Origin of the sequence: Streptomyces rapamycinicus NRRL 5491, assembly GCF_024298965.1 — a bacterium.
Lineage (GTDB): Bacteria > Actinomycetota > Actinomycetes > Streptomycetales > Streptomycetaceae > Streptomyces > Streptomyces rapamycinicus.
On the sequence record NZ_CP085193.1, the window covers coordinates 4,571,397 to 4,596,521 of the forward strand.

The window sequence follows — 25,125 nt, forward strand, 5'->3', positions numbered from 1 at the left end:
GAGCGAAACGGATGATCCCCTTCCAGTAACCCCTTTCACCTGCGCTTATGTGAGTTTTGCAACAGGGGGCGCGGGCCGCCCACAGTGGGGTCTCCCACGGCGGTGCCGCCCGTGGCGGTGCCGCCCATCGCGGGGCCGCCCACCGTGGGAAGCGGCATCAGCACGGGCTCGCCCGTGGGCGCCTTGCGGCACACATCCCCGCACTCGGCATCCAGTGAGCAGCACAGCGAGCAGACGGCCCCCGCCCGCACCGGGCAGTCGGCGATGTCCGGCAACTCGTACGCCGTCTCGCACGAGGCGCACAGGTGGGTGGCGGTGATGTCCGGGACGTCGGCATCCGGCCCGTTCACCGGGTTCCTCCGGGCCAGGTAGTAGCGGCCCCCGGTGAGCCAGGCCAGCAGCGGGCAGAGCACCAGCGCGAGACCGCAGGCGATGAAGGTCGAGAACGCCTCGGCCACCTCCCCGAAGACCCCGGAGAAGGCGACGATCGAGACCGCCGACGCGATCACCATCGCGCCGAATCCGGCGGGGTTCACGGGGTGCAGATACGCCCGCTTGAACTCGATGTACCTCGGGCTCAGCCCGAGCGGCTTGTTGATGACCAGATCGGCGGCGACGGCGGCTATCCAGGCGATGCCGACGTTGGAGTAGAAGCCCAGCAGCTTGTTGAGCGCCGCGAACATGTTCATCTCCATGAGCGCCAGCGCGATGGCGAGGTTGAGGAAGATGTACCAGACCCGGCCGGGGTGGCGGTGGGTGACCCGGGAGAAGAAGTTGGACCAGGACAGCGAGCCGCTGTAGGCGTTGGTCACATTGATCTTGATCTGGGAGATCACCACGAAGAGCGCGGCGGCGGGCAGCGCGACCGAGCCCAGCCAGGGCTTCAGCGCCTCGATCTGCGGGGCGATGGGCTCCAGCGCATGGGTCTTGCCGACCGCGCCGAGCGCCACGAACGCGAGGAAGGCGCCACCGATCTGCTTGGCCGCGCCGATGACCACCCAGCCGGGGCCGGCGGCCAGGACCGCCAGATTCCAGCGCCGCCGGTTCTCGTCGGTCTTCGCGGGCATGAACCGCAGATAGTCGGCCTGCTCACCGATCTGTGCGATCAGCGAGAGCGCGACACCCGTACCCAGGCCGTATCCGATCCAGTCGAAACCGGAGCCCGCGCCCTCGGTCCCGCCGAAGGAGGCGAACGCGCCCCAGGAGTCCGGCGCCTCGAAGGCCAGCACCACGAACGGCAGGGCGAGCCCGATCAGCCAGATCGGCTGGGTCCACGCCTGCACCTTGGCGAGCGCGCCCATGCCGCGGAAGACGATCGGGATCACGATGAGGGTGGTCAGCAGATAGCCGACCGGCAGCGGGATATGGAGGGCCTGGTGCATGGCCTGCGCCATGATCGAGCCCTCCAGCGCGAAGAAGATGAAGGTGAAGCTCGCGTAGATCAGCGAGGTCAACGTCGAGCCGAAGTAGCCGAATCCGGCACCGCGGGTGATCAGATCCATGTCCAGGCCGTAGGTCGCACAGGCGCGGGCGATGGGGATGCCGGTCAGGAAGATGATCGTCGCCGCGGTGAGGATCGAGGCGATACCGCTGGTGAAGCCGTAGGTGAAGACGATGGACGCGCCGATGGCGAAGTCCGCGAGATAGGCGATGCCGCCGAGCGCCGTGGAGGCGACCATGGTGGGCGACCAGCGGCGGTAGGAGTGGGGTGCGTAGCGCAGCGAGTAGTCCTCACGGCTCTCGTCGGCCGCCAGCCGGGCGTAGCCGCGGCGCGGGACGGTTGCCGGCTCTCCCACCTGTGTTGGCGCTTGTGTTGGTACTCCCGCCTCAGGCGTGACCGTATCGACCGCGTCCGTCATACCGGCTTCCCCTGTCGCTCGGGCCGTTCTCCTACGCCCGAGGACGGTAGGAGCCGGAGGTGACGGGCGGCCGCGATACGCCATTGCCGGGCCGTTACGGCGGCGGGGCGGCGGTTAACTCGCGGTAAGACGCCCCGGGACGGACCGCCCGACTATCGGTGAGCACCGACAGCGGGCGAACGATCACTTCACCGGCAGCCGGTACGCGATCCGGTAGCGCTCGGCCAGCACCACCACATCGGCGGTCTCCACCGGACGGCCGCCCGCGAAGTACGTACGCGAGATGACCATCACCCAGTGGCCCGGCACCCCGCCGAGCGCCAGCACCTCCTCGGCCCGGCCGGGGCGCGCGCCGACCTCCTCCGCCATGTTGTCCACCACCAGGTCGAGGGCGGCCATGCGGTCGACGACCCCGCGCCCGGCCAGCGGACCCTCCTCGGGCAGCATCACGGGCGTACGGCCGGTGAGTTCGAGCGGCTCCCAGGAGGTGGAGAGCATCACGACCTCCCCCTGCGACCGGAACACATAGCGGGTGCGCATCACCCGCTCCCCCACCTCGACCCCCAGCCGCCCGGCGATCTCAGCCCCCGCCTCCTCCTGCTCGCTCGCGGCCTCACAGGTGCCGGTGATCCGGTCGTCGGTCTGCTCCTGCCGGAACGGCGTGGTCTCCCCGGCGGTGTGGAACCCGCCCCGGACCACCCGCCGCGGCACCGGCTGCGCCCGTACATACGTCCCCGACCCGGAACGCCCCTCGACCAGCCCTTCGGCCATCAGCACCTTGCGCGCTTCGAGCGCGACGGTGTCCGAAACGCCGTACTCCTCGCGGATCCTGGCCTGGGAGGGGAGACGCGCATGCGGCGGCAGCTCACCCGCGGCGATCTTCTTCCGCAGATCGTCGGCGACGCGGAGGTATGCGGGCTGGTCACCAAAGGCCACGTGCACTCCCTGGGTTGACAGTCAGCAACAGCCTGGCAACTCAGGGTTGCCGATTGCAACTGGAGGCCAGAGCTTCACTAGAAGTGGTGAATCGCAGCTCAGAGACGTTTAAGTCGCCCAAAGTCGGTGCGCCGCCCGACGCCGGACGTCTCACCGCCCTTTGCGACCGTGACGCGATGCCGTGCCATCGGCGGTCCCACACGTTCCGGCCCGCCGGGCGCATTACGCTCCTGAGGATCAGCCGCCGAAGCGTAGGGACGTGAGATGGACGACGAACCGCTGCCGGAGTGGTCCGGACCCCCGGCGCCCGGACCGGAGCGGGGATGAGCGGGTCACGCGCGGCGGCCACGGCGACCGGCCGCATCCCGCGGGTGCTGCCCGGGGTGCTGCTCATCGCGCTGTGCGCGGGGTGCACCGGTGGCGCCGGGGCGCAGGACGCGGGCGGGGCGTCCGGCGCCGGGGCGGGTGGCGCGGGGGTCGGCGACGCGCTCTTCCCGCGGCTCGGCAACGGCGGCTACGACGTGCGGGGATACCGTCTCGCCCTCGACTACGCCCCCGGCTCGCGCCATCTCAAGGGCACCGCCCGGATCACCGCCCGCGCGGACCGCGCCCTGAGCTCCTTCCACCTCGACCTCGCCGGGCTGCGGGTGCGGAAGGCCACGGTGAACGGCCGTCCCGCCAAGGCCGCCCGCAGCGGCACCGAACTGGTGCTGACCCCCGCCGCGGCCCTCCCCAGCGGCCGCACCTTCACGGCCACCGTCGTCTACGACGGCGAGCCGAAGACTCTCACCGGCGATGACACCGGGAAGGAGGGCTGGATCCGCACCCACGACGGCGCGGTGGCCCTCGGCGAGCCGACCGGCTCCATGACCTGGTTCCCCGGCAACCATCACCCCTCCGACAAGGCCGCCTACGACATCGCCGTCACCGTTCCCCAGGGCTACACCGCCGTCTCCAACGGGGAGCTGAAGGGCCAGGAGACCCGGGGGCGCCGCACCACCTTCCGGTGGCACAGCGGTGAGCCCATGGCGAGCTATCTGGCCACGGTCGCCATCGGCCGCTTCGGGATCCGTACGACGACCACCGGCAAGGGCCTGCCCGCGTACCTGGCCGTCGACCCCACCGAGGCCGCCGGCGCCAAGAACATCGCCAAGCAGGTCGACGACGTCATCACCTGGGAGAGCCGCACCTTCGGCCCGTACCCCTTCTCCTCCACCGGCGCCGTCGTCGGCCACCTCCCCGGCCTCGGCTACGCCCTGGAGACCCAGACCAAGCCGTTCTTCGACGCGGCCCCGGACCAGGCGCTCGTCGTCCACGAACTCGCCCACCAGTGGTTCGGCAATTCGGTCACGCCCCGGGTCTGGAAGGACATGTGGCTCAACGAGGGCTTCGCGACCTACGCCGAGTGGCTGTGGGAGGAGGGCCACGACGGCCGCACCGCCCAGCAGGTCTTCGACGACTTCTACGACGGCACCGACGACGAGAGCGAGGGCATCTGGGACTTCCCACCCGCCGACCCCCCGACCGTCGCCAGCGTCTCCGACCCGCCCGTCTACGGCCGCGGCGCGATGGTGCTCCACCAGCTCCGCCGGACCGTCGGCGACACGGCCTTCTTCACCATCCTCCGCACCTGGCTCAAGGACCACCGGCACGGCAACGCCGACACCAAACAATTCATCGAGCTGTGCGAACGCAAGTCCGGCAAGGACCTGACCCGCCTCTTCGACGTCTGGCTGTACGGCGAGGGCAAGCCGAAGAAACCGTAGGCGTCACTCACAGAGGTTCGGCTATGTCCTCCAACAGAGGACGCAGTTGGCGCAGGCCGACCTCGGCCGTCATCACCCCGAGCGCCATTTCGTCGGCCTGTTGACGGCTGAGGGGATGGAGCACGGACTCCTCCCGCGCTCGGGCGGCGAGGCGGTCCCTCAGCCCCCGGAGTGGAGCAGCCAGACTGGGTCGCAGACCTCTCCGCGTCGTAGCAGCCGGGAGCGCTCGCCGCCGAGGGATCGGTGTCAGCAAGTCCTGTTCCCCATCTCCTCCGCGTCGGTGGAGGGCATTGACGGCGGTCGCCAGGTCGCCGAATCCGGCACCCGTTCCTCTTCATCCGTGTCGGCGGCGGCGAGCAGTTCCGGCAGCCGCCGCCTGGAGGGATTCAAACCATCTCGCACATCGGCGAGTTGGAATACCTCCGCGATCCGTGGGTTCCATGGGCGGGGGTAGCTTTCCGAGGTCAGAGCAGACCACGCACGTGCGCGTCGGTTGACCTCAGGCGCACACAGCTGGGAAGGGGGTGACTCGCTGAGTGCACGCCGAATGAGCAGGCGCTTACGCCGGTCGGCGGGGAAGAGCTCCCTCAGTAGCAGAGCAGCATCGACCGCACGTCTCATAGCTCGGATACCGACGCGTCCACGGGTACATCGGGAAGTTCGGTGATCGGAGCACTACCGGACAGCACCTCGGCGATCTTTTCCTCAAGGAGTCCCTCAACCACGCAGACTCCCATCACATTGCGCCCCAGCGCACGCCCCCGGTCATTGGGCGTGAATTCAAGTGGGGAGTGGACGTGATCTCGCCTGTTGCTCATCTGCGCGATGCGATACAGCCGACGCGGCGTGGGGCAGCCGACCACCAGATGCGATTCCACGACCGCCACCTTGGCCGCCCGGACCGCGCGCGGCATCTCGCCGATTTCACTCACACCTTGGGCGTCCACAGATTTCGCGTATTCCGCGTATTCCGCGTTGAACAGCCTTGACGATCTCATGGCCCGTGCCTGGGGAGACCGCTACGGTTGACCCATGACCGCCCTCCCCGATTGGATGCGCCCGCCCCGCCCCGAGGGCTGGTTTGCGGATGATCTGGACCATCTACCGGAAGCACCCCGCCATACCGAGCTCATCGACGGAGCACTCATTTTCATGATGTCCCCGCAGAGGTGGTGGCACGGCCACCTCGTCACGATGCTCACCGTCGCGCTCATGGAGCAGGTACCCGCCGATGCAAGGGTCGGCCGCGAGATGACGATCAAGCTGGATCAGCGCAACCGGCCGGAACCGGATCTGCTGGTGACGACGGCCGACTTCGACAGTGACCGCACTTGGTTCGCACCGGATGAAGTGCAACTCGTGATCGAGGTCGTCTCCCCCGAATCGGCCCACCGAGACCGCACGGTCAAGCTCCGTAAGTACGCCGAGGCCGGGATTCCGCACTACTGGTGCATCGAGGACGAGGACGGGGTGCCTGTCGTCCACGTCTATGAGCTCGACGAGCCGACCGCCGCCTATGCCCCGGCCGGGATCTTCCGCCACCACCTCCAGCGGACGGTTCCGTTCAAGGTCGACATCGATCTGAACGGCCTCACCCCCGACAAGGACAAGCATGGCCGGTAGAGCGATCGGATCGGCGCGGCATCCGCGGCACACGGACGCCGGGCCCACGTGCACCGGGCCCCGGGTTCAGGCGACGCTCAGCAGGGCGCTGGTCTCGGCGGAGGACATCTCGGTCGCGTAGACGCGGCTGCCCGGCTGGTGCTTGCGGCCGCCCTCGCCCAGGTGGCCGGCGTCCACGGGGTCGAAGCCGATGTCGCGGATCAGCCCGGCCACGGCGGCCTTGGCCTCCTCGTCGTCGCCGGACAGCGGGATGGCCACCCGGTCGGTGGCGCCCTGGGGGCGGGCGTGGTCGCGGAGGTTCTCCCAGTAGATGGCGTTGAACGCCTTGACCAGGTTGGCGCCGGTGTGGGCCTGGATCCTCTCGCTCGAGGTGGTGGCGTCGGCGTCGAGTTCCGGGTCGTTGCCGTCCCGCTCGGGGTAGTAGTTGCAGGTGTCGATGACGACCTTGCCGCGCAGCGGCTCGGTCGGCAGCTCCCGGTAGCGGCCGTAGGGGATGGACACGACCACCACCTCGCCGATCCGGGCCGCCTCCTCGGCGGTCACCGCGCGGATCGGGCCGCCGATGTCGGTCACCAGGTCGGCCAGGGTGTCCGGGCCGCGGGAGTTGGCGATCGCCACCTCGTAGCCGATCGAGGCGAAGTGGCGGGCCAGCGTCGAGCCGATGTGGCCCGCTCCGATGATTCCGATGCGCACGGCGTTGCTCCCCTCCTCGTGTGTGGTGGGCCCCCGGCGGGTTACCGGCACCCCGCGGATCATGCATTCGAGGTGGGCCGGGTTTGGCCGAGGGCCGCGGCTATCGGGGCTGCCATGCCCGTACGAGGTCCTCCGGCCCCCAATGCGCGGTCAGCGGCAGACCGTCGGCCACCCCGCAGCGGGAGACCGCGACCAGCGGTGTGTCCGGGGCGGTACCGGGGACGGCGAGCATGTCGCGCACCAAGGCGTCGTACTCATGACGGCCGAAGGGCTGGGTCTCCAGCCACTTGACCGATCCGACGAAGTGAACCTCCCGGGCCGTCGGCTCGCGGTCCGCGCCGATGAGGTCGATCTCGGGGTTGTTCTGACGGTTCCACCAACCGCCGATGGCCTCGGTCCCGGGCCACTCAGCGCTGGGCATCAGACGGAGCAAGGACTCGCGGATCAGTGGCTCGACCGCTCGCCCGCGCCAAGTGGTCCACGACCGCTCGATACGTTCCAGTGCCAAGTCACCGCGGCCGCGCTCGATGAGCGGGATCGCGCGTGCCAGGAACGCCAGCCAGAACCGCAGATACGGGTCGGCGATCCGGTAGCGCTTGTTCTTGCTGTCCGGCTTGGTGGACAAGGGGAGGTCGGCGGCCAGGACTCGCTTGGCCTGCAACATGGCGAGCAGCGGGGAGAGCGTGCCGGACGGCAGCGCGCTGGCGCCGCCGGCCTGGGCCGCGATCGCGCTGAACGTGCGCTCACCGCTGCCGACCGCTTCCAGTACGGCCCGTGAGTGCGAAGCCTCGGGGAATTCACCCAGCAGGGTCAGCTCGCCGGCCACCAGCAGGGGGGAGAGTGGATTGGCGACCGAGGTCCGCAAGAACTCCGTACGGTCCATACCCGGCCGCCAGGACTGGACGATCTCGGGGAATCCACCGGTGATCAACTGGGCGTCGACGGCCCCCGAGGCGTCGAGCCCGGTCATGGCCCGCACATCGGCCAGATTCAGGGGATGGACGATCATCTTCGCCGCCCGGCCGAAGAACGGGCGTCCGTACGACTGCAAGGCCTCCATCACCGATGTATCGCTGCCGACCAGCACCAGAAGCACGGGCTTGGCGGACAGGTGACGGTCCCAGACGGTCTGGAGCGCGCCCTCGAATTCCTGGTCCTGCTCGACCAGCCAGGGCACCTCGTCGATCACCGCGATGCTGGGCGAGTCATCGGGTACCGCGAGCGCCAGCGAGCGAAGCGACTGGTTCCAGTCCTGCGCCTGGAGGCCACCGATCAGCTCCGCCCCCGGCAGCGGTGACCCCGCGAGGGTCGAGGCGAAGTCGGCGCGCTCCGTCGCGGGGTGACGCCCACGGGTGGCCTGGAACACCACGTACGGCACTCCCGAGTGGTCACAGAACTCCTGGACCAGGCGCGATTTCCCCACCCGGCGTCGGCCCGTCATGATCACAGCTCGCCCCCGGGTGGTTCCAAGGCCCTCCGCCACTGCCCGGTACTGCCCAGCCAGCAGCTCAAGATCTCCGGCCCGGCCTTGGAACTCCACGACACACCCCAGGGAACTAACGTAGATTCATTCTTACGTAGATTGAATCTTACTTTACCGGGATTACGGTGCGGCGCGAAAACTGGACCATTGCGCGAGAACTAGACGTCGTCGCGGAGTACCGGCCGCAGCGCCTCGATCACCGCGGGATCGTCGATCGTGGAGGGCAGCTCGGTGTCCCGGCCGTCGGCGATGTCGCGCATGGTGCGGCGCAGGATCTTTCCCGAGCGCGTCTTGGGCAGGGCCGCGACCACGTCGACCCGGCGCAGCGCCGCCACGGGGCCGATCGTCTCCCGGACGGCGGCGACGAGTTCCGTGGCGATGTCCCGCGGATCGCGGTCGAGGCCCGCCTTGAGTACGACGAGACCGCGCGGTACCTGCCCCTTGAGCGGATCGGCGACGCCGACGACAGCGCATTCGGCGACATCCGGGTGGGCGGCGAGCACCTCCTCCATCGCGCCGGTGGACAGCCGGTGCCCGGCCACGTTGATCACGTCGTCGATGCGGCCCATGACGTAGACGTAGCCGTCCTCGTCCTTACGGCCGCCGTCACCGGTGAGGTAGTAGCCGCTGTAGGCGGACAGGTACGAGCGCACATACCGGGCGTCGTCCTGCCACACGGTGAGCAGCGTGCCGGGCGGCAGCGGCAGCCGGATCGCCACCGCGCCGTCGGCGCCCGGCGGCGTGTCGCGGCCCGTCGCGTCGAGGATGCGCACGTCGTAGCCGGGCATGGGCACGGTGGGCGAACCGGCCTTGAGCGGATGCGGCTCCAGGCCCATGGGGTTGGCGACGATCGGCCAGCCGGTCTCGGTCTGCCACCAGTTGTCGACCACCGGAACGCCGAGCAGGTCCGTGGCCCAGCGGTAGGTCTCCGGGTCCAGGCGCTCGCCGGCCAGGAACAGGTGGCGCAGCGATCCGATGTCGTGGGCGTGCAGAAGCTCTCCGCGCGGGTCCTCCTTCTTCACCGCGCGGATCGCAGTCGGCGCGGTGAACAGTGCCGTCACGCGGTGTTCGGCGATCACCCGCCACAGCGCGCCGGCGTCCGGAGTGCCGACGGGCTTTCCTTCGTAGAGCACGGTGGTGCAGCCGGTGAGCAGCGGCGCGTAGACGATGTAGGAGTGGCCGACGACCCAGCCGACGTCCGAGGCCGCCCAGAAGACCTCGCCGGGGTGGGTGTCGTACACGTTCTCCAGGGACCAGCGCAGCGCGACCGCGTGGCCGCCGTTGTCGCGCACCACGCCCTTGGGCCGGCCGGTGGTGCCGGAGGTGTAGAGGATGTACAGCGGGTCGGTGGCGGCCACTGGGACGCAGCCGACCGGCTCGGCGGTCTCCATGATCTGGTCCCAGTCGAGGTCACGGCCGGTCATCTCCGCCGCGCACTGCGGCCGCTGGCGGATGACACAGTGCTCCGGCCGGTGTTCGGCCAGCGCGAGGGCATCGTCCAGGAGCGGCTTGTACGGCACGACGCGGGCCGGTTCGATACCGCACGAGGCGGCGATGACGAGCTTGGGGCGGGCGTCGTCGATGCGCACGGCGAGCTCACGCGCGGCGAATCCGCCGAAGACGACCGAGTGGACGGCGCCGACGCGGGCGCAGGCCAGCATGGCGACGACCGCCTCGGGAATCATCGGCATATAGATCACGACGCGGTCGCCCTGGGCCACCCCGAGTCCGGTCAGCGCCCCGGCGAACCGCGCGACCTCGTCACGCAACTCCCGGTAGGTGAACGCCGTCTTGCGACCGGTGACCGGGCTGTCGTACACCAGCGCGAGTTGCTCGCCGCGCCCGGCGTCGATGTGGCGGTCCACAGCGTTGTGGCAGGTGTTCAGCCGCCCGTCCGGGAACCACCGGTACAGCGGGGGCTCCGACGCGTCGAGGGCCCGGGTCGGGGCGACGGTCCAGTCGATGGCACGGGCGGCGTCCAGCCAGAAGCCCTCCGGATCCTCCAGGCTGCGCCGGTACTCAGCCGCATAGCCGTCCTGCTTCGGCCCCTGCGTCATGTCGATAGCCCCTCTCCTCGTTCCGCTTTCCTCGTTCCGTCCGCGCCGTGCCGAGAGGTGCCTCCCGCCCGCGCCCGTCCCGTACGAGCGGTTTGGCGGGCGTGCGGGCGTGCGTGCGGCACCCACGGTCAGCCCAGCGGATGTACCCGCCGGGCGCCAGGGTCATTTCATCAGCCATTCCGCGATGGCTTCCGCGAATGCGTCCAAAATGGCCTCGCCCTTCTCGGCGGACGCCCTGCGCGCGTCACCCGCCACGCCCGACGGCGTGACCGACGGCGATGGGCGCGGACAGTTCCCGGGAGATCTCACCGCTGATGGCGTTCAAGGCGCGTGAGGGTGAACGTACCGCCGAACTCGACATGATGGTCCGCCAGCCCGCACCAGAGGGACGGAGCGACGGCACGGGCCTGTCCTGAGCGACCATGATCCCGGCTGCCCGGCGGCATGCCTCCGCGCTGAGGAAGCCGTCGACGCCGGTGGGCAGGTGCGGACCGTGCCGCTCGGCGGGGCCCACGGGAAGCAGCACCGGTGCGTCCTGGGCCGCCCGCATACGACCTGAAGTCCGATCGTGGCCTTCCACGACACACTTTCGACAAAAGGCTCACCTAAAGGTAATTAGGCGCGGCAACAACAAGGGAACGCATTGGCGTGGAGCCGGTTCGGGAAGATAATGGAAGTGGAGCATTCCCGGAAGATCGGAGGATTCCATGATCGCCCTCGGGATTATTCTCCTCGTCGTCGGCTTCCTGACCGGCATCTCCATCCTGTGGACTATTGGCATCGTCATCCTCGTCATCGGAGCGATCCTCTGGGTCCTGGGCGCCGCCGGACACGCGATCGGTGGACGTCGGCACTACTGGTAGCAGAGGCGTCGACGCGTACCGGCCAGCGCCTGTGCCCGGCTGCTCGGCCGCGTTCCGGGCGGGCCAATACCTGTGGTGGCGAAATAAGAAATCGATGCAGCGCGCGAAGAAGATTTCTGACGTGACAGACGGAGCGAAATGATTTAACATGCGCAGCCGCATGCGCCGTGCTACCGTTGCCTCCAGTTGCAGTTGTGGTTCCCAAAATCTTCAAGCGCCCTCACTGGCCCTCCATGCCAATGGCAGTTCTTCTGTATTTCCGGTCACTTCCGGTCTGGGCAATCATCGCGCGACGCCGAGCCCGCACAGCGCGGGCCCGGGCACTGCCCAAAGGAGATGTGACGCATGGCTACTGGCACCGTGAAATGGTTCAACGCGGAAAAGGGTTTCGGCTTCATCGAGCAGGACGGCGGCGGCGCTGACGTGTTCGCCCACTACTCGAACATCGCCGCCCAAGGGTTCCGCGAACTCCTGGAAGGCCAGAAGGTGAGCTTCGACATCGGGCAGGGCCAGAAGGGCCCGATGGCCGAGAACATCGTTCCCTCCCGAAGCTGACGCACGCAGTGAGAAGCTGGGGCCCGCGCCTTGGGCGCGGGCCCCGAATCGTCGCGCCGCAGGGCGCTGCCCCCCGTCACGCCACACTCGACGCCCCGGCCTCTCCGACCCGGATCGCGCCGCCCGCTTCAGGGTCTCGGCCAGTGAGCATTTCCTCCGGCCGAACCCGTATCGGTATTTGTTCTGGCCCGTTCTTGCGATTCTCTGCGCTGCTCAGCGCTGCGGGAATTCCTTGATGCGTGCCGCTTCGAGGAAGGTTCCGCATGAACCGCACACGTACGAACGCTCGTTCCGTCCCCACCCGTACCGGCGGTTCCGGCTCCCGACAGGGCGGCAGCCGCTCGGGGGCTACGGTCTCCAAGCGCTCCGGTGGTCCGAGCCGTTCGCGCGGTTACGGGGGCCGGCCCGCCGCACCGCGGGGGGAGTTCGCCCCGCCGGTGACGAGCAGCCCCGCTCTCCCCGCCGCCGAGACGTTCGCCGATCTCGAGATGCCCCGGCATCTGCTGGCCGCGCTGGTCGCCGAAGGGGTGACCGTACCGTTTCCGATCCAGGCAGCGACCCTGCCGAACTCCCTCGCGGGCCGTGACGTACTCGGCCGCGGGCGCACCGGATCCGGCAAGACCCTGGCCTTCGGCCTGGCCCTGCTGGCCCGTACGGCCGGCCGGCGAGCCGAGCCCCGGCAGCCCCTGGCGCTGGTGCTGGTGCCCACCCGGGAGCTGGCACAGCAGGTCGCCGATGCGCTCACTCCGTACGCTCGCTCCGTGCAGCTGCGGATGGCCACGGTGGTCGGCGGGATGCCGATCAGCAAGCAGGTCGGTGCGCTGCGTGGTGGGGCGGAGGTCGTCGTCGCCACGCCGGGCCGGCTGAAGGACCTTGTCGAGCGGGGTGACTGCCGCCTGAACCAGGTCGACATCACCGTCCTGGACGAGGCTGACCAGATGACCGACATGGGCTTTATGCCGCAGGTCACGGCGCTGCTGGAGCAGGTGCGCCCGAAGGGGCAACGGATGCTGTTCTCAGCCACTTTGGACCGCAACGTCGACCTTCTGGTCCGCCGGTACCTGATCGACCCGGTGGTCCACTCCGTCGACCCGTCCGCGGCCGCGGTCACCACGATGGAGCACCACGTGCTGCATGTGCACGGCGCGGACAAGCATCGGGTGACAACAGAGATCGCGGCGCGAGAGGGCCGAGTGATCATGTTCCTGGACACCAAGCACGCCGTCGACCAGCTCACGCGCCACCTGCTGGAGAGCGGCGTACGGGCCGCCGCACTGCACGGTGGAAAGTCGCAGCCGCAGCGCACCCGGACCCTGGCCCAGTTCAAGACGGGGCAAGTGACGGTCATGGTGGCGACCAATGTCGCGGCACGCGGGATCCACGTCGACAACCTCGACCTGGTGGTCAACGTGGACCCGCCCAACGACCACAAGGACTACCTTCACCGGGGAGGCCGCACGGCCCGCGCCGGCGAGTCCGGTCTCGTCGTCACCCTGGTGACGCCCGGCCAGCGCCGCGACACGGTCCGTCTCATGTCGGACGCCGGGATCCGCCCTCGGACCACCCAGGTCCGCTCAGGTGAGGCCGAACTGAGCCACATCACCGGCGCGCGCACTCCGTCGGGCATTCCGGTCGTCATCACCACAGCGGGGGTGGAGCGCCCCAAGCGCGGCGCCCCCCACTCCCGCGATCGGCGCGGCCGTGCCGCTGGGGGCCGCCGGACCGGCGAGGCGACACACCGTAAGGCTCAGCGGCAGTCCGCCCTCGACGCGGCAGCCTAGAGCCTTCCTCGTGCAGGACTCTTGCCCACTCCCCAAGGAGGCACCTTTGACGCTGGTCCAGATGACGCCGCACCCGGCGGATTCCGCCACCAAGACCGTGGTCGACGCCATGGACGCGCCCGGCCCGCAGGTCTGGGACGACATGACCGTAGAGGTGGCCTTGTCCGTCATGGCCAGTGCCCGTTCCGGGCACCTGCTCGTCCATGACGAGGACGGCCGGTGCACGGGCCTGATCGCTCAGGACCAGCTCACCGTCGTCCGCGACAGCTCCGCATACACGGATCAGGTCCGTCTGCGGGACGTCTTCGGCGACAACGGACCCTTCACCTCGCCCATGGCCACGATCGCCGAAGCGGAGCGCACGATGCGGCACGGTCGGCTCGGGGCCCTGCCCGTCATCGACGAGCACGGCTGCGCCGTGGGCGTTCTCGCCCTCTCACGCTGATCCACCTCCCCCGCTCAGACCTTCTCCCTCTACCTGTGAGGCACCCATGCGTTGCGTCATCGCCCGCTTCCCGTTCGACCTGACCAAGAGTGGGGTGCTGGCGTCGATGAAGGGCGTCACGCCCGAGCTCGTCACGGGTGAGTCCGTGATCATCGGCCGCCGCCAGTACCCCGCGAAGCAGGTGGGCGAGGTCATCACCGGGCAGGACCGTCGTGACTTCACCGCCGGCGAAGTCACCAGGGCCATGACCCGTCTCGGCTTCACGTGCCGTGCCCTCCCCGAAATCTCACCCGCGCGCGGCCTCACTCCGCTTGAGGAAGCGTCGGCTCAGCTCGGCACCCCCGCGCCCAGGTAACCGACGGGACAGGCGAAAGCCGAGACCAGGACGGTGTTGAGGGCTCGACCGGCGCGCGCCGGTCGAGCCCTCGACGCGTTCAGTGTCCGGTCGGCAAGACAGCGCCTCCAGGGCCGACCAGAGGTCCGTGACTCATGAGTCGGAGTAGCTGAAGTCGCCAACGGTCCAGCCGCTGACGTCCTTGATCGCGACGCGGTACATCCCGCCCGTCTCAGGAATCCCCATGCTGCCTTGCAGAATCCGGGCGACGTGAAAGTGCAGATGCGTGGGCGGGCCGCCGCCGTCGGGCCGGTCCTGCGTCTCGCCGGCGGTGAAGACGCCGGCGAAGGGGCCCAGGCGGTCCGAGTCCCTGAGGATCTCCGACACACGCTGCCTCCACACGGCTTCGGGAGCCAACCGTCCGGTGATGACAGCGCCGCCGGTGACCACGGTCAGGGACATCTGGTTGCTCTGCTCGGACTCCACTATGGCGGCCATGTCAACGAGCAGTTCGTCAGCGTTCGGCATGAGAGCCGATTTTATTCATCGGCCCGGCCGGCCGTACCCCACTGAACGCGGCGAACGGTCCGACGCCTCCGGCCGGGGTGCGACCTCTGAGCCGGCCGGGTGACCAGCCGCACGCCCGCTGTACGGGCCGCAGGTTATCGAGGTCCGATGCACAACAAAATCTATGCTTGCCAGAGTAGACATTGGACTGTCGGGTGGTTAAGGTTTTTCTCGTAGACAGAGTCGAACGAGACCCGGCAGACACGAACTGGCGGGTAGAAGCACATGAAGTTCCCAGGTCGGTGCGGCTGTGGAGGTGCGACGCCAGGTTGTTCGCAGGACGGCGACGGGGCCGGCACCCGCACCGGGCAGCCCGGAGTGGATAACTCAGCGAAGAACGGAGGAAGCGGACGCCATCAGGATCGCCCGGGCACGGAGAACCGGCCCGGGTACCGCAAGACCCCGGAATGGAGGGTGGTCCCCGGTCACGCATCCGCGATCCCCGCGATCCCGCCCTCCTCGGGCGGCGTAGCGGAAGACAGAAGGTCGGCACAGCAGTAGGGCCGACAGATGGTGTTGAATTTCCTTCGGGGCCCTGGTGCTTACGGCACCAGGGCCCCTCGACGCGTTGCTCAACGAGGTGAGAATGACAGCAGACAATCCGCTCGGTGGTCGTCTGGACGACGACGACTACCCCGCCTACACCATGGGACGGGCAGCAGAGATGCTCGGCACCACCCCCGGCTTTCTCCGCGCCATCGGTGAGGCCCGCCTCATCACCCCGCTCCGCTCGGAGGGCGGGCACCGCCGGTACTCCCGCTACCAACTACGGATCGCCGCCCGCGCCCGCGAACTCGTCGACCAGGGCACGCCGATCGAGGCCGCCTGCCGCATCGTCATCCTCGAGGACCAGCTCGAGGAAGCTCAGCGCATCAACGCGGAGTTCCGCCGTGCCGCGGCCGAACACCACGACGACTCTCCATGAGCCCTTCCGGGCACAGTCGGCGCCGCAGCACGGGAGAGGCGCTGGTCCGCGTCCGGCATCCGCATGTTCGGCCCTGCCGTTCGCGAGCGCCGTCGAGGCGAAGAAGAGCGACTGTGAACGGTCGGGGCCGGGCCAAACCGACCCGGCATCGCCAGCCGCACTTACCGCGGCCCACCGCCCCCACCGCCTGTCAGGGGCTCAGCTGCCACAGGGCGTCCATGGGCAGAGCCCGGATCCGGCCGCCGAACGGCAAGGTCTGCTGTCCCGTATAGAGGACGTAGCCGGCGACGAACCGGTCCCCGAGCAGGTTGGCGAGCCGATAGTGGAAGAGGCGGCCTTGTTGCTCGGACCAGGTCAGCTGGCGGGCGAGTTCCATGACGACGAAGTTCTCCAACATGGCACCGGCCGCGCCGTCGGGTTCAGCGAGCCGGGCGGCGTTCTGACCCGTCGTAGCGCACCAGCGTGGTGCGGGGAATACCCGAGGCGGTGGCGAGCGCCGCAGGGACCAGCAAGCCCGCCGGCCCGCCCGGCAAGGAGACCGAGGAGTTTCAGTATCTCGCCATGCCGCTCGATACTGGCGGGCTCCAGCACATCACGTTCGACAATCGTCGAAAGACAGGCGTTGAAGAACGCGGTCCGGCGCCGGGGCGTGCGCTTGACGGTCTCAGCGAATCCGCCGACGACCGCGCGGTCCAGATAGTCGCGCTTACGCAGAGCGGAGGTGCGGCTGTCCGCCGGGATGTTGGACAGCAGGACGACCCGGGCGCGGTCCCGCAGGGTCCGCACGTAGGTGACCATGCGGTCGTCGACGCGGGACCAGCTGTCGATGTCGGTGAGCCGCAGCTCTTCGATCGTGTCGGCGTCGGCGGGGCGGGACAGCGCGTGCAGTACGTCGGTCCAGTACGCGGATGCGGCGTGCCGGCCGGCGTCGTAGGGCGGGCGGTGGGTCCAGTAGGCCGTGGTGAAGGCGTCGGCGGAGGTGTGGCAGCGGGCGGCCATCTTCGAAGAGGTCGAAGAGCACGATGCGGCGGCGGTCGGTGGTCATGAGGGTCGGTTCCCTTGGGTCTCGGGGCGTCGAGTTCAGTGCCGGTCGTGCAGTGCGCGGGCGAGGGAGTCGAGGGCGGCCAGGGCGTCGGGGCCCGCAGGGGCGAGCACGACGCTGGTCGCCCCTGCGGCGTGGCGGGCGTCGATCGCCGCGCGGGCTTGGGCGGGGGTGCCGGCGATGCTCAGCTGACGGACCCAGTCGGCGGGCATCGTCCGGGCGAAGTGCCGGGCGTCGGGGCTGGCGGCGCGGTGTGCGTGCAGTTCCTCGGCGAAGGGCAGGGGGTCGATGTGCGCGGCCCACTGCGGCTCACCGACCGACTCCAGGGCGGCGCGGACACGGCTCAGGGCGGCTTCCTCGTCGTCGTCCACGGCTGCGGCGTCGTAGACGACGGTCTCCCGAGGGTTCGCGGAGGCGCCCAGGTTGCGCAGGGAGGCGGTGATGTACGCGGGTGCGGCGGGCTCGGCCAGCAGGAGCCCGTCGGCGACCTCGCCCGCGACTGCCTGCGACTTGGGGCCCCGGACGCCAAGGATCACCGGGGGGACGATGTCCGGGATCTCGGTGAGGACCACGCCTTCGCAGCGGACGTACCGGCCGTTCTCGGGACCGGGCTCACCCGCGATGAGCAGGCGCAGCGCCCTCGCGTACTCCTTGATCAGCGTCAGAGGGCTTTCGGGCCAGGACCCGACCTGGCGCATCCAGCCGGGCATGCCGTGGCCGATCCCCGCGATGAGCCGGCCGGGGTGGAGCTGGGCGAGGGTGGCCAGTTCCATCGCGGCGAAGGCCGCATTGCGGGCGCCGGCGGGCATGATCCCGATCCCGACAGTGAGGTTCTTGGTGGAGGCCAGGACGGTGGCGGCCTGGGCGACACCACCGCGCCAGCCGAGGTCCTCCACCACCCAGACCTGGTCGAACCCCAGCTCCTCGGCGCGCCGGACATAAGGCAGCACCTCGCCGACGGGGAGATCGAGCGGCAGCATCACACCGACAGGGCCGCGGGCGGGGGGTGCGGGTGACTCGGACATCTGGGGCTCCTTCGGTCGGCTGAGGGCGTTGCTCCCGGCCCTGGTGACCGGGAGAGGAGAGCTTGTGCGGCATGGTTGTCAGGGACCGTGCCGCACAAGCGGTCAGTGGCTGCCGGCCGCCATCTCGGGGCGGCGGGCGCGGTCGGGTCCGGTGTGCAGGACGCCGGCGCTCACGGCGGTGGTCGCGCACAGCAGGGTCAGCAGGACGAAGGCGTGGTTGAGGGCGACGACGTGGGTCAGCCAGCCGATCACGGCCGGGCCGGCGAGCATGCCGACGTAGCCGAGTCCGGCGACGCGGGAGACGTTGGCCCCGGCGGCGGAGGGGTCGGGCAGTTCCTGGTCGCGCTGGTCTTCGGCGAGGTCGTCTCGCAGTTCCCGCTCGCGGGCGGGCTCTACCAGTGGGTCAGACGGCTGTGGAACGGGCGATATGCCTGGTTCAACGCCTGGATCTACATCTGTACCATCACCATCGGCATCACCAGCACCGCACTCTTCAGCTCGGACTTCCTGGCCAGCCTCTTCGCCGGAACCGCCGACGCGCCCGGCATCAGCTCCACCCCCACCCAGCGCCTGTGGATCGCGATCGGCATGACCGTCGTCTGCCTGATCTGCAACTGCTTCGGCACCAGGACACTGGCTCTGATCTCGAAGATCGGACTTGCCGCGGAGCTGATCGGCATCGTTCTCGTGGGCCTCTACCTGCTGATCTTCGAACGGCACAACTCCTTCTCGATCTTCTTCCAGACCAGCAGCTCCAACCACGACAACTACCTCATAGCCTTCATCGCCGCCTCGCTCGTCGGGCTCTTCCTCTTCTACGGCTTCGAGGCATGCGGCGAGATCGCGGAGGAGGTCCCCAATCCCTCCCGCAGCATCCCGCGGGCCATGCAGCTGACCGTGGCCGTCGGCGGAGTGGCCGCGCTCTTCGCCTTCGTTGGTTATGCCCTCGCGGCTCCGGACCTCGCTTCGATCCTCTCGGGCAAGGACACCAACCCGATCCCCTCGATCCTCCAGAGCTCGCTCGGCAGCGTGGGCACGAAGGCGGTGCTCGCGGTCATCGTCACGTCCTTCATCGCGGGTGTGATGAGCCAGCAGGCCGCCGCGAGCCGGATCGTCTTCTCCTTCGCCCGCGACGACATGTTCCCGGGATCCCGCGTCTTCTCGAAGATCTCCCGCAAGCGCCGCGTCCCCATGAACGCGTTGCTGGCCGTGAACGTCGTCCCGGTGCTGATCTTCGTGTTCGTCTACTTCTCGCCCGACTCCCTCACCAGGATCGTGTCGTTCCAGGTGCTGGCCGGATACGCGGCGTTCATGATGGTCGTACTGGCCGCGCTGCGGATGCGCCTGAAGGGCTGGCGTCCCGCCGGAGCCTGGAGCCTCGGCCGCTGGGGCTTCGTGGTCAACGTGGCGGCCCTGGTCTACGGCGTGCTCGGGATGGTTCTTCTCGCTCTGCCCACCGGCGGCTCGGGAACCTCGTTCGTGGACCAGTGGATCACACTCGTCGGTTTCCTCGTCGTCTCGGCCGTGGGTCTGGTGTATCTGCTGACCATGAAGCCGGACCGCAAGTCGACCGCGCCGGAGGGCGACGCCATGGAGGTGGCCGAGCGCCTGCGCCGCCGCGCCGCGGCCCTTGAGAGCACGACCGGAGGGAACCCCGCATGACACGCGTCCTGTATCTGTACGGAGGCTGGCCGGGGCACAAGCCCTACCAGGTGGCCGAGGAGTGGGCCCTCCCGATCTTCCAAAACCTCGGATTCGACGTCGACGAGACCAACGACATCTTCTCGCTCGACGCCGACCTCACCGGCTACGACCTCATCGCGCTCAACTGGAACAACGCCCTGCTGTCCGAGGGGCTGACCGCCGCCCAGGAGTCGAACCTGCTGGGGGCGGTGGAGAGCGGCACCGGGATCGCCGCCTGGCACGGCGCGGCCGCCGCGTTCCGCACCAGCCTCAAGTACCACTGGCTGCTCGGCGGCAGCTTCCTCGAACACCCCGCGGGCGAAGGCGTGAAGTACCCCTACGAGATCACCGTCACGGACACCGGCCACCCGATCACCGCCGGGGTGAAGGACTTCCGGGTCGCGTCGGAGCAGTACTACATGTCCGTCGACCCCAACAACCACGTCCTGGCCGAGTCCACCTTCACCGGCGAACACCTGCCGTGGCTGGAGGGAAAGACGGTCCCTCAGGCATGGACCCGCACCTGGGGCGAGGGCCGCGTCTTCTACAGCGCGGTCGGACACGACCTCGACGACCTCCAGAACCCGGACATCACCCGCCTGTGCACCCAGGGCTTCGCCTGGGCCGCCCGTCAGAACGCCTGATCCCACCGTCCGATCCGAGCTGATTGGGAACACACCATGCCTGTCCTCACCGGAGGCCAGATCGTCGCCCGGACCCTGCACAACTACGGGGTCGACGTCGTCGCCGGCATCCCCGGCCACGGCATCTGGTCACTGACCGACGCCTTCCTGGACGACGAGTCCCAGATCCCCTTCATCCAGACCTTCCACGAGCAGAGCGCCGTCCACCTCGCCGACGGCTACTACCGCGCCACCGGCCGCCCGCAGGCCGCGGTGACCTCCATCGGCGCCGGCGCGAGCAACACCGTCATCGGCATGGGCACCGCGTTCACGGACTCCACCAGTGTCCTCGTCGTCACGGGCGGCCCGCCGACCCATATGCGCGGCCACGGCCTGCTGCAGGAACTCGACCGCTACACGGCGAACGACTTCCCCAAGGTGGCCGAGGCCGTCAGCAAACGGCACTGGGTCGTCACCCGGGTCGAGGAGCTCCCCTTCGTCCTGCACCGTTGTTTCAACTCCATGCTGACCGGCCGCCCGGGCCCGGTGCACCTCGAAGTCCCCATGGACGTCCAGGCCGAGGCGGCGGACGTGCAGCTGCACGACCTGGAGCGGCGCATCCCGGTCGGCCGCCAGCACCCCGACCCGGAAGCCGTGGAGCGTGCGGTCGACGTACTCCGCGCGGCCACCCGGCCGGTCATCGTGGTCGGCGGCGGTGCGATCACGTCCGAGGCGTCCGACCAGGTCCTCGCGCTCGCCGAGCGGTGGCAGATCCCGGTCGTCACCACGTGGAACGGCAAGAGCGCCTTCCCCGAGGACCACGAGCTGTTCGCCGGCAGTGTCGGCCAGACCGGCACGATGACCGGCAACGCGATCGCCGGCTCCGCCGACGTCGTCATCTCCGTCGGCTGCCGCTTCACCGACTGGTCCGCCTCCAGCTACGCCAAGGGCATCAGCTTCTCCATCCCGCCCGCGAAGCTCATCCACATCGACATCGACCCGCACGAGATCGGCAAGAACTACCCCGCCGAAGTGGGCATCGTCGCGGACGCGCAGCGAGCCGTGGCAGCCATCGTCGACTCCCTCCCCGGCAAGGGCGTAGACCGCTCCGAGTACCTCGCCGAACTCGCAAGCCTCAAGCAGGACTGGGAGGAGAAGCTCGCCGGCCGCCGTGACAGCGACCGCTTCCCGTTCACCTCGCAGCGCCCGGTCGGCGCCCTGCGCTCCGTGCTCCCGCGCGACGCGATCATCGTCGCCGGGTCGGGCAACACCCAGGGGGCGGTCAAGCAGACCTTCCCCGTCTACTCGCCGCGCACCCACCTCACCTCCGGCGGCTTCTCCTCCATGGGCTGGGCCATCCCGGCGGCCATCGGCGCCAAACTCGCCCGACCGGACAGCCCGGTCGTGTGTGTCCTCGGCGACGGCGACTTCCTCATGACCTCCCAGGAGATCGCCCTGAGCGTCACCGCCGGCGCACCGGTGATCTTCGTCGTCCAGAACAACGCGGGCTACATGTCGATCCGCGGTGGCCAGCGCAAGCAGACCTCGCGCCACATCGGCACCGAGTTCTCCCACCCCGACGGCTCGCCGTACAGCCCCGACTTCGCGGCCATGGGCCGGGCCTTCGGCATCGAGTCGTGGAAGGTCGACGACGCCGCGTCCCTGGAGCCGACCCTGCGCAAGGCGGTCCAGTCCGGGGCACCCGCCGTGATCGAGGTTCCCACGGACCGCGACGCCGCGGGCCCCTGGGTGCCCGGCTGGTGGGACTTCCCGATCCCGGCGTACATCACCGACGAGCGCCAGGACGAGTACCACCGCACCCGGGCCACCGAACAGCACCTCTGAGACGGCGCCGCGCCCGCCATGGCCGACGACCGCCCGTGCAGCCGAGACCCGGCCGCACGGGCGGTCGTCATCGCGTCCGGGGTGCGGTGTGTCCGCGTGGACATCTCCACGGGCACCGGCCGCGTGACCGTCTGCAAGATGGAGCGGCACCAGTGCCACGCCTCGGGAACGAGGAATGGCGACGTCAGCCACGGGGACTGCGCGAATGAGGCAATCCACCAGCGTTGCCGCCCGGTGACGGCACCACTGCGGATGGAAGTCGCCATGGTGCCACGCCCCAAGGGGAGCACGACCATGCACGATCCGAGGGATGCGCTCCTGCGTGACATCTCGGCAAAGGCAAGCATGCTCCTGGGGCAAGAGGCGGAGTCCGACGAAGAGCGTGTGCACCCCCTCAGCCCTCGACTATCCCTACATCTCGCGAGGCCGCGACCGGCTATGAGCCAGGATGGTCCTGACCGCCAAGGATCAGAGCGCCATCGCCGCGCTCGCCATCAAGCACGACCTGCTCGTCGTCACTGACGAGGTCGACGAGCGCCTTGTCTACGAGGGCTCACACCGCCCTATCGCGGCCCTGCCCGGAATGCGCGAGCGCACGGTCACCATCGGCTCGGCCGGCAAGACCTTCTTCTTCACCGGATGGAAGGTTGGCTGGGACACAAGCCCTGCCCGTCATCGCTCCGCTGACGGTCGGTTCACGCTGCCCAGCCACAGCACGTCACGCGCTCGGGTCATGGCCACGAAGAGCTGGCTGCGGGACAGCTCGTTGCGCTCGCGCCCCGTTTCGGAGACTTCCGCGTCGGGTGTGCGGGAGCCGTCCGGCATAGTTGCGTCGTGCTCTGGGAGGTAAACCCGCTTGAACTCCAGTCCCTTGGCCCGGCGATAGCTGCCGAGTTTGACGGCGTCGACAGGGCGGCCGTCGTAGTGTTCCAGTAGGCATACCGGGATGCTCGCCCGTTCGAGAAGCCGCTGGTAGCGGCCGATGGCGCGCATGGAGGGGCAGAGCACCGCGGTGTCGGCGCGGGCTCCCGGTGGCAGGCTGTGCAGGGCCTCCAGAAGAGCTTGGTCGTGCTCGGATGGTGTCGGTTTCGAGACACGGATCACGTGACCGTCGTGGTACGTGAGGTCGACGTCTCGGCGGCCCGGTGTGCGCAGCCCGTCAATGTCCTCGAATGAGTCCTCGGCGACGACGGCAAGCGCCGCGTCGAGGATCTCCTTGCTGTTGCGGTAGTTGATGTGCAGCACTTGTCCCCGGTCGCCGCGGATGTCGATGCCCGCGTCGGACAGGCGGAACCCTCCGGGGTAGACGGCTTGTTGACCGTCACCGACCAGCAGCAGCCCGTTGGGAGTGTCTCCGACGAGAGCATGCAGAAGGCGCACTCCGACCAGGGTCAAGTCCTGGACCTCGTCCACGACCACAGCCGCGTAGCGGTGCTGCCCCGTGCGGCGGAGGGCCTCTGCCAGGGCGAGGGAGAGGACATCGTTGAAGTCGTGCACGCCACGCTCGACACGAAGCGCCTCGTACGCCTCGTACAGAGCCCAGACGGCCTCCCGATGCGGGCGGCGCAGGCTCGCGCGACGGCGTCGGCGGGGCACCGTGGCGTACTCCTCGAAGGAGGTGATACCCCGCCCTTTTATGACGTGGTCGATCTCCTCCTTCCAGTAGCCCGGTGCCGGGTCGATCTCGGTCAGGCAGCTGTCGCGGCCGACGTTCTTCCAGGCGAGGCTGAAGGCGGTCTGGGCCCTTTCTCCGTGCAGCCGAACCGAGACGCCGCAGTCGCGCAGGAACTCCTGAGACCAGGAGTGCAGGCTGCGGAAGTCGATCCTGTCTGCCACGGCGGGAGACATGGCCTTGAGAAAGGTGGCCTGCACCCGTGGGAGATTGTTGGCGAACGTGACGTACAGGATCCGGCCGGTGGTGCGCTGGGCGAGGTGGGCTGCGCGGTGCAGACCGACGACGGTCTTGCCAGTGCCCGCCGGGCCGCTGATCCGCGCGGGGCCGGCCCAGTTCCGGCGTACCAGGGCTACCTGATCGGGGTGGAGGAAGGTCATCCACTGCTCGATCGGGGCCCGCAGCGCTTCTTCCAGAGCTGCCTCACGCAGCCCGTCGAGGTCGAACAGACCGTCGGACAGTTCTTCTTGAGGCGGTGCCTGCGGTGGAGGCGATATGGCCCGAGTCGCGAAGGCTCCCTCGTACTCAGGGAAGGCCCGATCCAGGTGGTCGGCGATGACGCGTACGGATTCGGGGCGCAATCGGTGACGCTCCGAGAGCAGGGCCGGTCCGACCTCATGCTCCCCCAGCAGCCGAACCCTGCCCAGTTCAGCATCGACTCGGTGCCCTGCGAAAACCATGAGGGGCTGGACCGCGACCGGGGACATGCCCAAGGACGCCACCGCCGACTCGGCTACCTTCGTCACGGCAAGGAGCTTGGCCACATGCTCGTCGCGAGGCTCGCCGTCAACGCTGAGTCTTCCCTCTGAACACTCCGGTGCGGAGCGCCAGTTCTTCACATCGAGGACGAACGCCCCGCCAGGACCGACCAACAACATGTCCACATTGGCCATCCGCGTCCCCGGCCACCTGCGGTCCACCAGTAACCGCCACCCGCGCGCGGTCAGGACCAGCAGCTGGGCCGCGACCCTGCGTTCGCCCTCACTTGCGGCTTCCCATCGGCGTGCTTGCTGCCGGGCCGCCTGCCACTGCTCTCTCAGTAGCCGTTCCTGCCGTCGCGCCTCCTGCGCCCGCCGCGATGCCGATCCGCCAGCCGCCATACCCCTCCCCCTCGTACGCAGAGTAGTGATCATAAAACGATCAGCGACGGCGGGACAGGGTGCACGGCTGACGAGGTTCGTCCCCGCCGAACGACTTCGGCCATGCGCTGCGATCACCGGATACGCGGAGCGGCGGCTGAGGCTTTTGCAGTCGGCGATCGAGCCGGCACACAGCCGCCAGAAGGGGCCTCCGGCTCCGCGCTTGACATCGCTAGGCTTGCCTCATTGCCGCGCCACCCATGACCGGA

The 25,125-nt window shown here is 69.1% G+C and carries 24 protein-coding genes and 2 pseudogenes; 12 read left to right on the plus strand and 14 right to left on the minus strand.

The features are described from left to right. Positions 1-35: 35 nt before the first annotated feature. Together LIV37_RS18715 and LIV37_RS18720 are read right to left on the minus strand one after the other, a co-directional pair. Positions 36-1,859: a purine-cytosine permease family protein gene (locus tag LIV37_RS18715; protein WP_243146209.1), complete on the minus strand. Its 1,824-nt coding sequence runs from the start codon at positions 1,857-1,859 to the stop codon at positions 36-38. Between the two features lie 183 nt (positions 1,860-2,042). After that, positions 2,043-2,795: a GntR family transcriptional regulator gene (locus LIV37_RS18720; protein ID WP_020868681.1), complete on the minus strand. Its 753-nt coding sequence runs from the start codon at positions 2,793-2,795 to the stop codon at positions 2,043-2,045. Positions 2,796-3,118: 323 nt separating this feature from the next. On the opposite strand from LIV37_RS18720, the gene LIV37_RS18725 reads away from it, so the two are divergent. Then, a complete protein-coding gene (locus tag LIV37_RS18725; protein ID WP_020868682.1) occupies positions 3,119-4,561 on the plus strand; it encodes a M1 family metallopeptidase in 1,443 nt (480 codons plus the stop codon). 617 nt (positions 4,562-5,178) lie between these two features. Here the strand turns inward: LIV37_RS18725 and LIV37_RS18730 are convergent. Next, entirely contained in the window at positions 5,179-5,559 is a 381-nt protein-coding gene (locus LIV37_RS18730) for a hypothetical protein (RefSeq protein ID WP_148717832.1), read from the minus strand. 34 nt (positions 5,560-5,593) lie between these two features. Between LIV37_RS18730 and LIV37_RS18735 the strand changes: the two genes are divergently transcribed. Next, positions 5,594-6,184 (plus strand): Uma2 family endonuclease, encoded by a 591-nt coding sequence (locus tag LIV37_RS18735; RefSeq protein ID WP_020868685.1) that lies wholly within the window; start codon positions 5,594-5,596, stop codon positions 6,182-6,184. A gap of 66 nt (positions 6,185-6,250) precedes the next feature. Here the strand turns inward: LIV37_RS18735 and LIV37_RS18740 are convergent, their stop codons facing one another. The 5 genes from LIV37_RS18740 to LIV37_RS18755 all read right to left on the minus strand — a co-directional run bounded on the left by LIV37_RS18740 (position 6,251) and on the right by LIV37_RS18755 (position 10,943). Next, positions 6,251-6,877 (minus strand): NADPH-dependent F420 reductase, encoded by a 627-nt coding sequence (locus tag LIV37_RS18740; protein WP_020868686.1) that lies wholly within the window; start codon positions 6,875-6,877, stop codon positions 6,251-6,253. 100 nt (positions 6,878-6,977) lie between these two features. Further along, the gene (locus tag LIV37_RS18745; protein ID WP_121824772.1) at positions 6,978-8,417 is read right to left on the minus strand and encodes an ATP-binding protein; all 1,440 of its coding nucleotides are present in this window, start codon (positions 8,415-8,417) and stop codon (positions 6,978-6,980) included. A gap of 101 nt (positions 8,418-8,518) precedes the next feature. Next, positions 8,519-10,417, minus strand: coding sequence for a propionyl-CoA synthetase (locus LIV37_RS18750; RefSeq protein ID WP_020868688.1), 1,899 nt, complete (start codon positions 10,415-10,417; stop codon positions 8,519-8,521). Between the two features lie 162 nt (positions 10,418-10,579). Next, a complete protein-coding gene (locus LIV37_RS52595) occupies positions 10,580-10,726 on the minus strand; it encodes a creatininase family protein (RefSeq protein WP_373920632.1) in 147 nt (48 codons plus the stop codon). Continuing rightward, positions 10,662-10,943: a creatininase family protein gene (locus tag LIV37_RS18755; protein ID WP_243146207.1), complete on the minus strand. Its 282-nt coding sequence runs from the start codon at positions 10,941-10,943 to the stop codon at positions 10,662-10,664. The genes LIV37_RS52595 and LIV37_RS18755 overlap by 65 nt, the downstream gene beginning before the upstream one ends. A 181-nt stretch (positions 10,944-11,124) precedes the next feature. On the opposite strand from LIV37_RS18755, the gene LIV37_RS18760 reads away from it, so the two are divergent. The 5 genes from LIV37_RS18760 (at position 11,125) to LIV37_RS18780 (ending at position 14,416) form a co-directional block, all read left to right on the plus strand. After that, entirely contained in the window at positions 11,125-11,280 is a 156-nt protein-coding gene (locus LIV37_RS18760; RefSeq protein ID WP_020868689.1) for a DUF6131 family protein, read from the plus strand. A 345-nt stretch (positions 11,281-11,625) separates the two neighbouring features. Further along, a complete protein-coding gene (locus tag LIV37_RS18765; RefSeq protein ID WP_020868690.1) occupies positions 11,626-11,835 on the plus strand; it encodes a cold-shock protein in 210 nt (69 codons plus the stop codon). Between the two features lie 263 nt (positions 11,836-12,098). Beyond that, positions 12,099-13,616, plus strand: coding sequence for a DEAD/DEAH box helicase (locus tag LIV37_RS18770; protein ID WP_121824771.1), 1,518 nt, complete (start codon positions 12,099-12,101; stop codon positions 13,614-13,616). Between the two features lie 46 nt (positions 13,617-13,662). After that, a complete protein-coding gene (locus LIV37_RS18775; protein ID WP_020868692.1) occupies positions 13,663-14,061 on the plus strand; it encodes a CBS domain-containing protein in 399 nt (132 codons plus the stop codon). Between the two features lie 46 nt (positions 14,062-14,107). Continuing rightward, entirely contained in the window at positions 14,108-14,416 is a 309-nt protein-coding gene (locus LIV37_RS18780; RefSeq protein ID WP_020868693.1) for an SCO5918 family protein, read from the plus strand. 132 nt (positions 14,417-14,548) lie between these two features. On the opposite strand, the gene LIV37_RS18785 is transcribed toward LIV37_RS18780, so the two are convergent. Continuing rightward, positions 14,549-14,923, minus strand: a complete 375-nt coding sequence (locus tag LIV37_RS18785; protein WP_020868694.1) for a hypothetical protein — start codon at positions 14,921-14,923, stop codon at positions 14,549-14,551. A 625-nt stretch (positions 14,924-15,548) separates the two neighbouring features. Here LIV37_RS18785 and LIV37_RS18790 point away from each other — a divergent pair. After that, positions 15,549-15,887: a helix-turn-helix domain-containing protein gene (locus tag LIV37_RS18790; RefSeq protein WP_020868695.1), complete on the plus strand. Its 339-nt coding sequence runs from the start codon at positions 15,549-15,551 to the stop codon at positions 15,885-15,887. Positions 15,888-16,077: 190 nt separating this feature from the next. On the opposite strand, the gene LIV37_RS18795 is transcribed toward LIV37_RS18790, so the two are convergent. From LIV37_RS18795 to LIV37_RS18810, 4 genes and pseudogenes are all read right to left on the minus strand, one after another. Further along, entirely contained in the window at positions 16,078-16,263 is a 186-nt protein-coding gene (locus tag LIV37_RS18795) for a hypothetical protein (protein WP_185057977.1), read from the minus strand. After that, on the minus strand, positions 16,242-16,886 hold the full coding sequence (locus LIV37_RS51770; RefSeq protein ID WP_274596674.1) for an HAD family hydrolase: 645 nt from the start codon (positions 16,884-16,886) through the stop codon (positions 16,242-16,244). The genes LIV37_RS18795 and LIV37_RS51770 overlap by 22 nt, the downstream gene beginning before the upstream one ends. 81 nt (positions 16,887-16,967) lie before the next feature. Beyond that, a complete protein-coding gene (locus LIV37_RS18805) occupies positions 16,968-17,954 on the minus strand; it encodes an LLM class flavin-dependent oxidoreductase (protein ID WP_020868696.1) in 987 nt (328 codons plus the stop codon). 102 nt (positions 17,955-18,056) lie between these two features. Next, positions 18,057-18,281: pseudogene (locus LIV37_RS18810) on the minus strand (MFS transporter); the annotation flags it as partial. Between LIV37_RS18810 and LIV37_RS18815 the strand changes: the two are divergent. From LIV37_RS18815 to LIV37_RS18830, 4 genes and pseudogenes are all read left to right on the plus strand, one after another. After that, entirely contained in the window at positions 18,186-19,616 is a 1,431-nt protein-coding gene (locus LIV37_RS18815; protein WP_243146319.1) for an APC family permease, read from the plus strand. The pseudogene LIV37_RS18810 and the gene LIV37_RS18815 sit on opposite strands and share 96 nt — an antisense overlap. Beyond that, entirely contained in the window at positions 19,613-20,281 is a 669-nt protein-coding gene (locus tag LIV37_RS18820; RefSeq protein WP_020868697.1) for a ThuA domain-containing protein, read from the plus strand. Before LIV37_RS18815 ends, LIV37_RS18820 begins: the two co-directional genes overlap by 4 nt. Before the next feature lie 36 nt (positions 20,282-20,317). Next, entirely contained in the window at positions 20,318-22,105 is a 1,788-nt protein-coding gene (locus tag LIV37_RS18825; RefSeq protein ID WP_020868698.1) for a thiamine pyrophosphate-binding protein, read from the plus strand. 472 nt (positions 22,106-22,577) lie between these two features. Continuing rightward, positions 22,578-22,835: pseudogene (locus tag LIV37_RS18830) on the plus strand (aminotransferase class I/II-fold pyridoxal phosphate-dependent enzyme); the annotation flags it as partial. On the opposite strand, the gene LIV37_RS18835 reads toward LIV37_RS18830, so the two are convergent. Next, complete coding sequence (locus LIV37_RS18835) at positions 22,778-24,910, minus strand: nuclease-related domain-containing DEAD/DEAH box helicase (RefSeq protein ID WP_309471151.1); 2,133 nt, start codon at positions 24,908-24,910, stop codon at positions 22,778-22,780. The pseudogene LIV37_RS18830 and the gene LIV37_RS18835 sit on opposite strands and share 58 nt — an antisense overlap. Between the last annotated feature and the right edge of the window lie 215 nt (positions 24,911-25,125).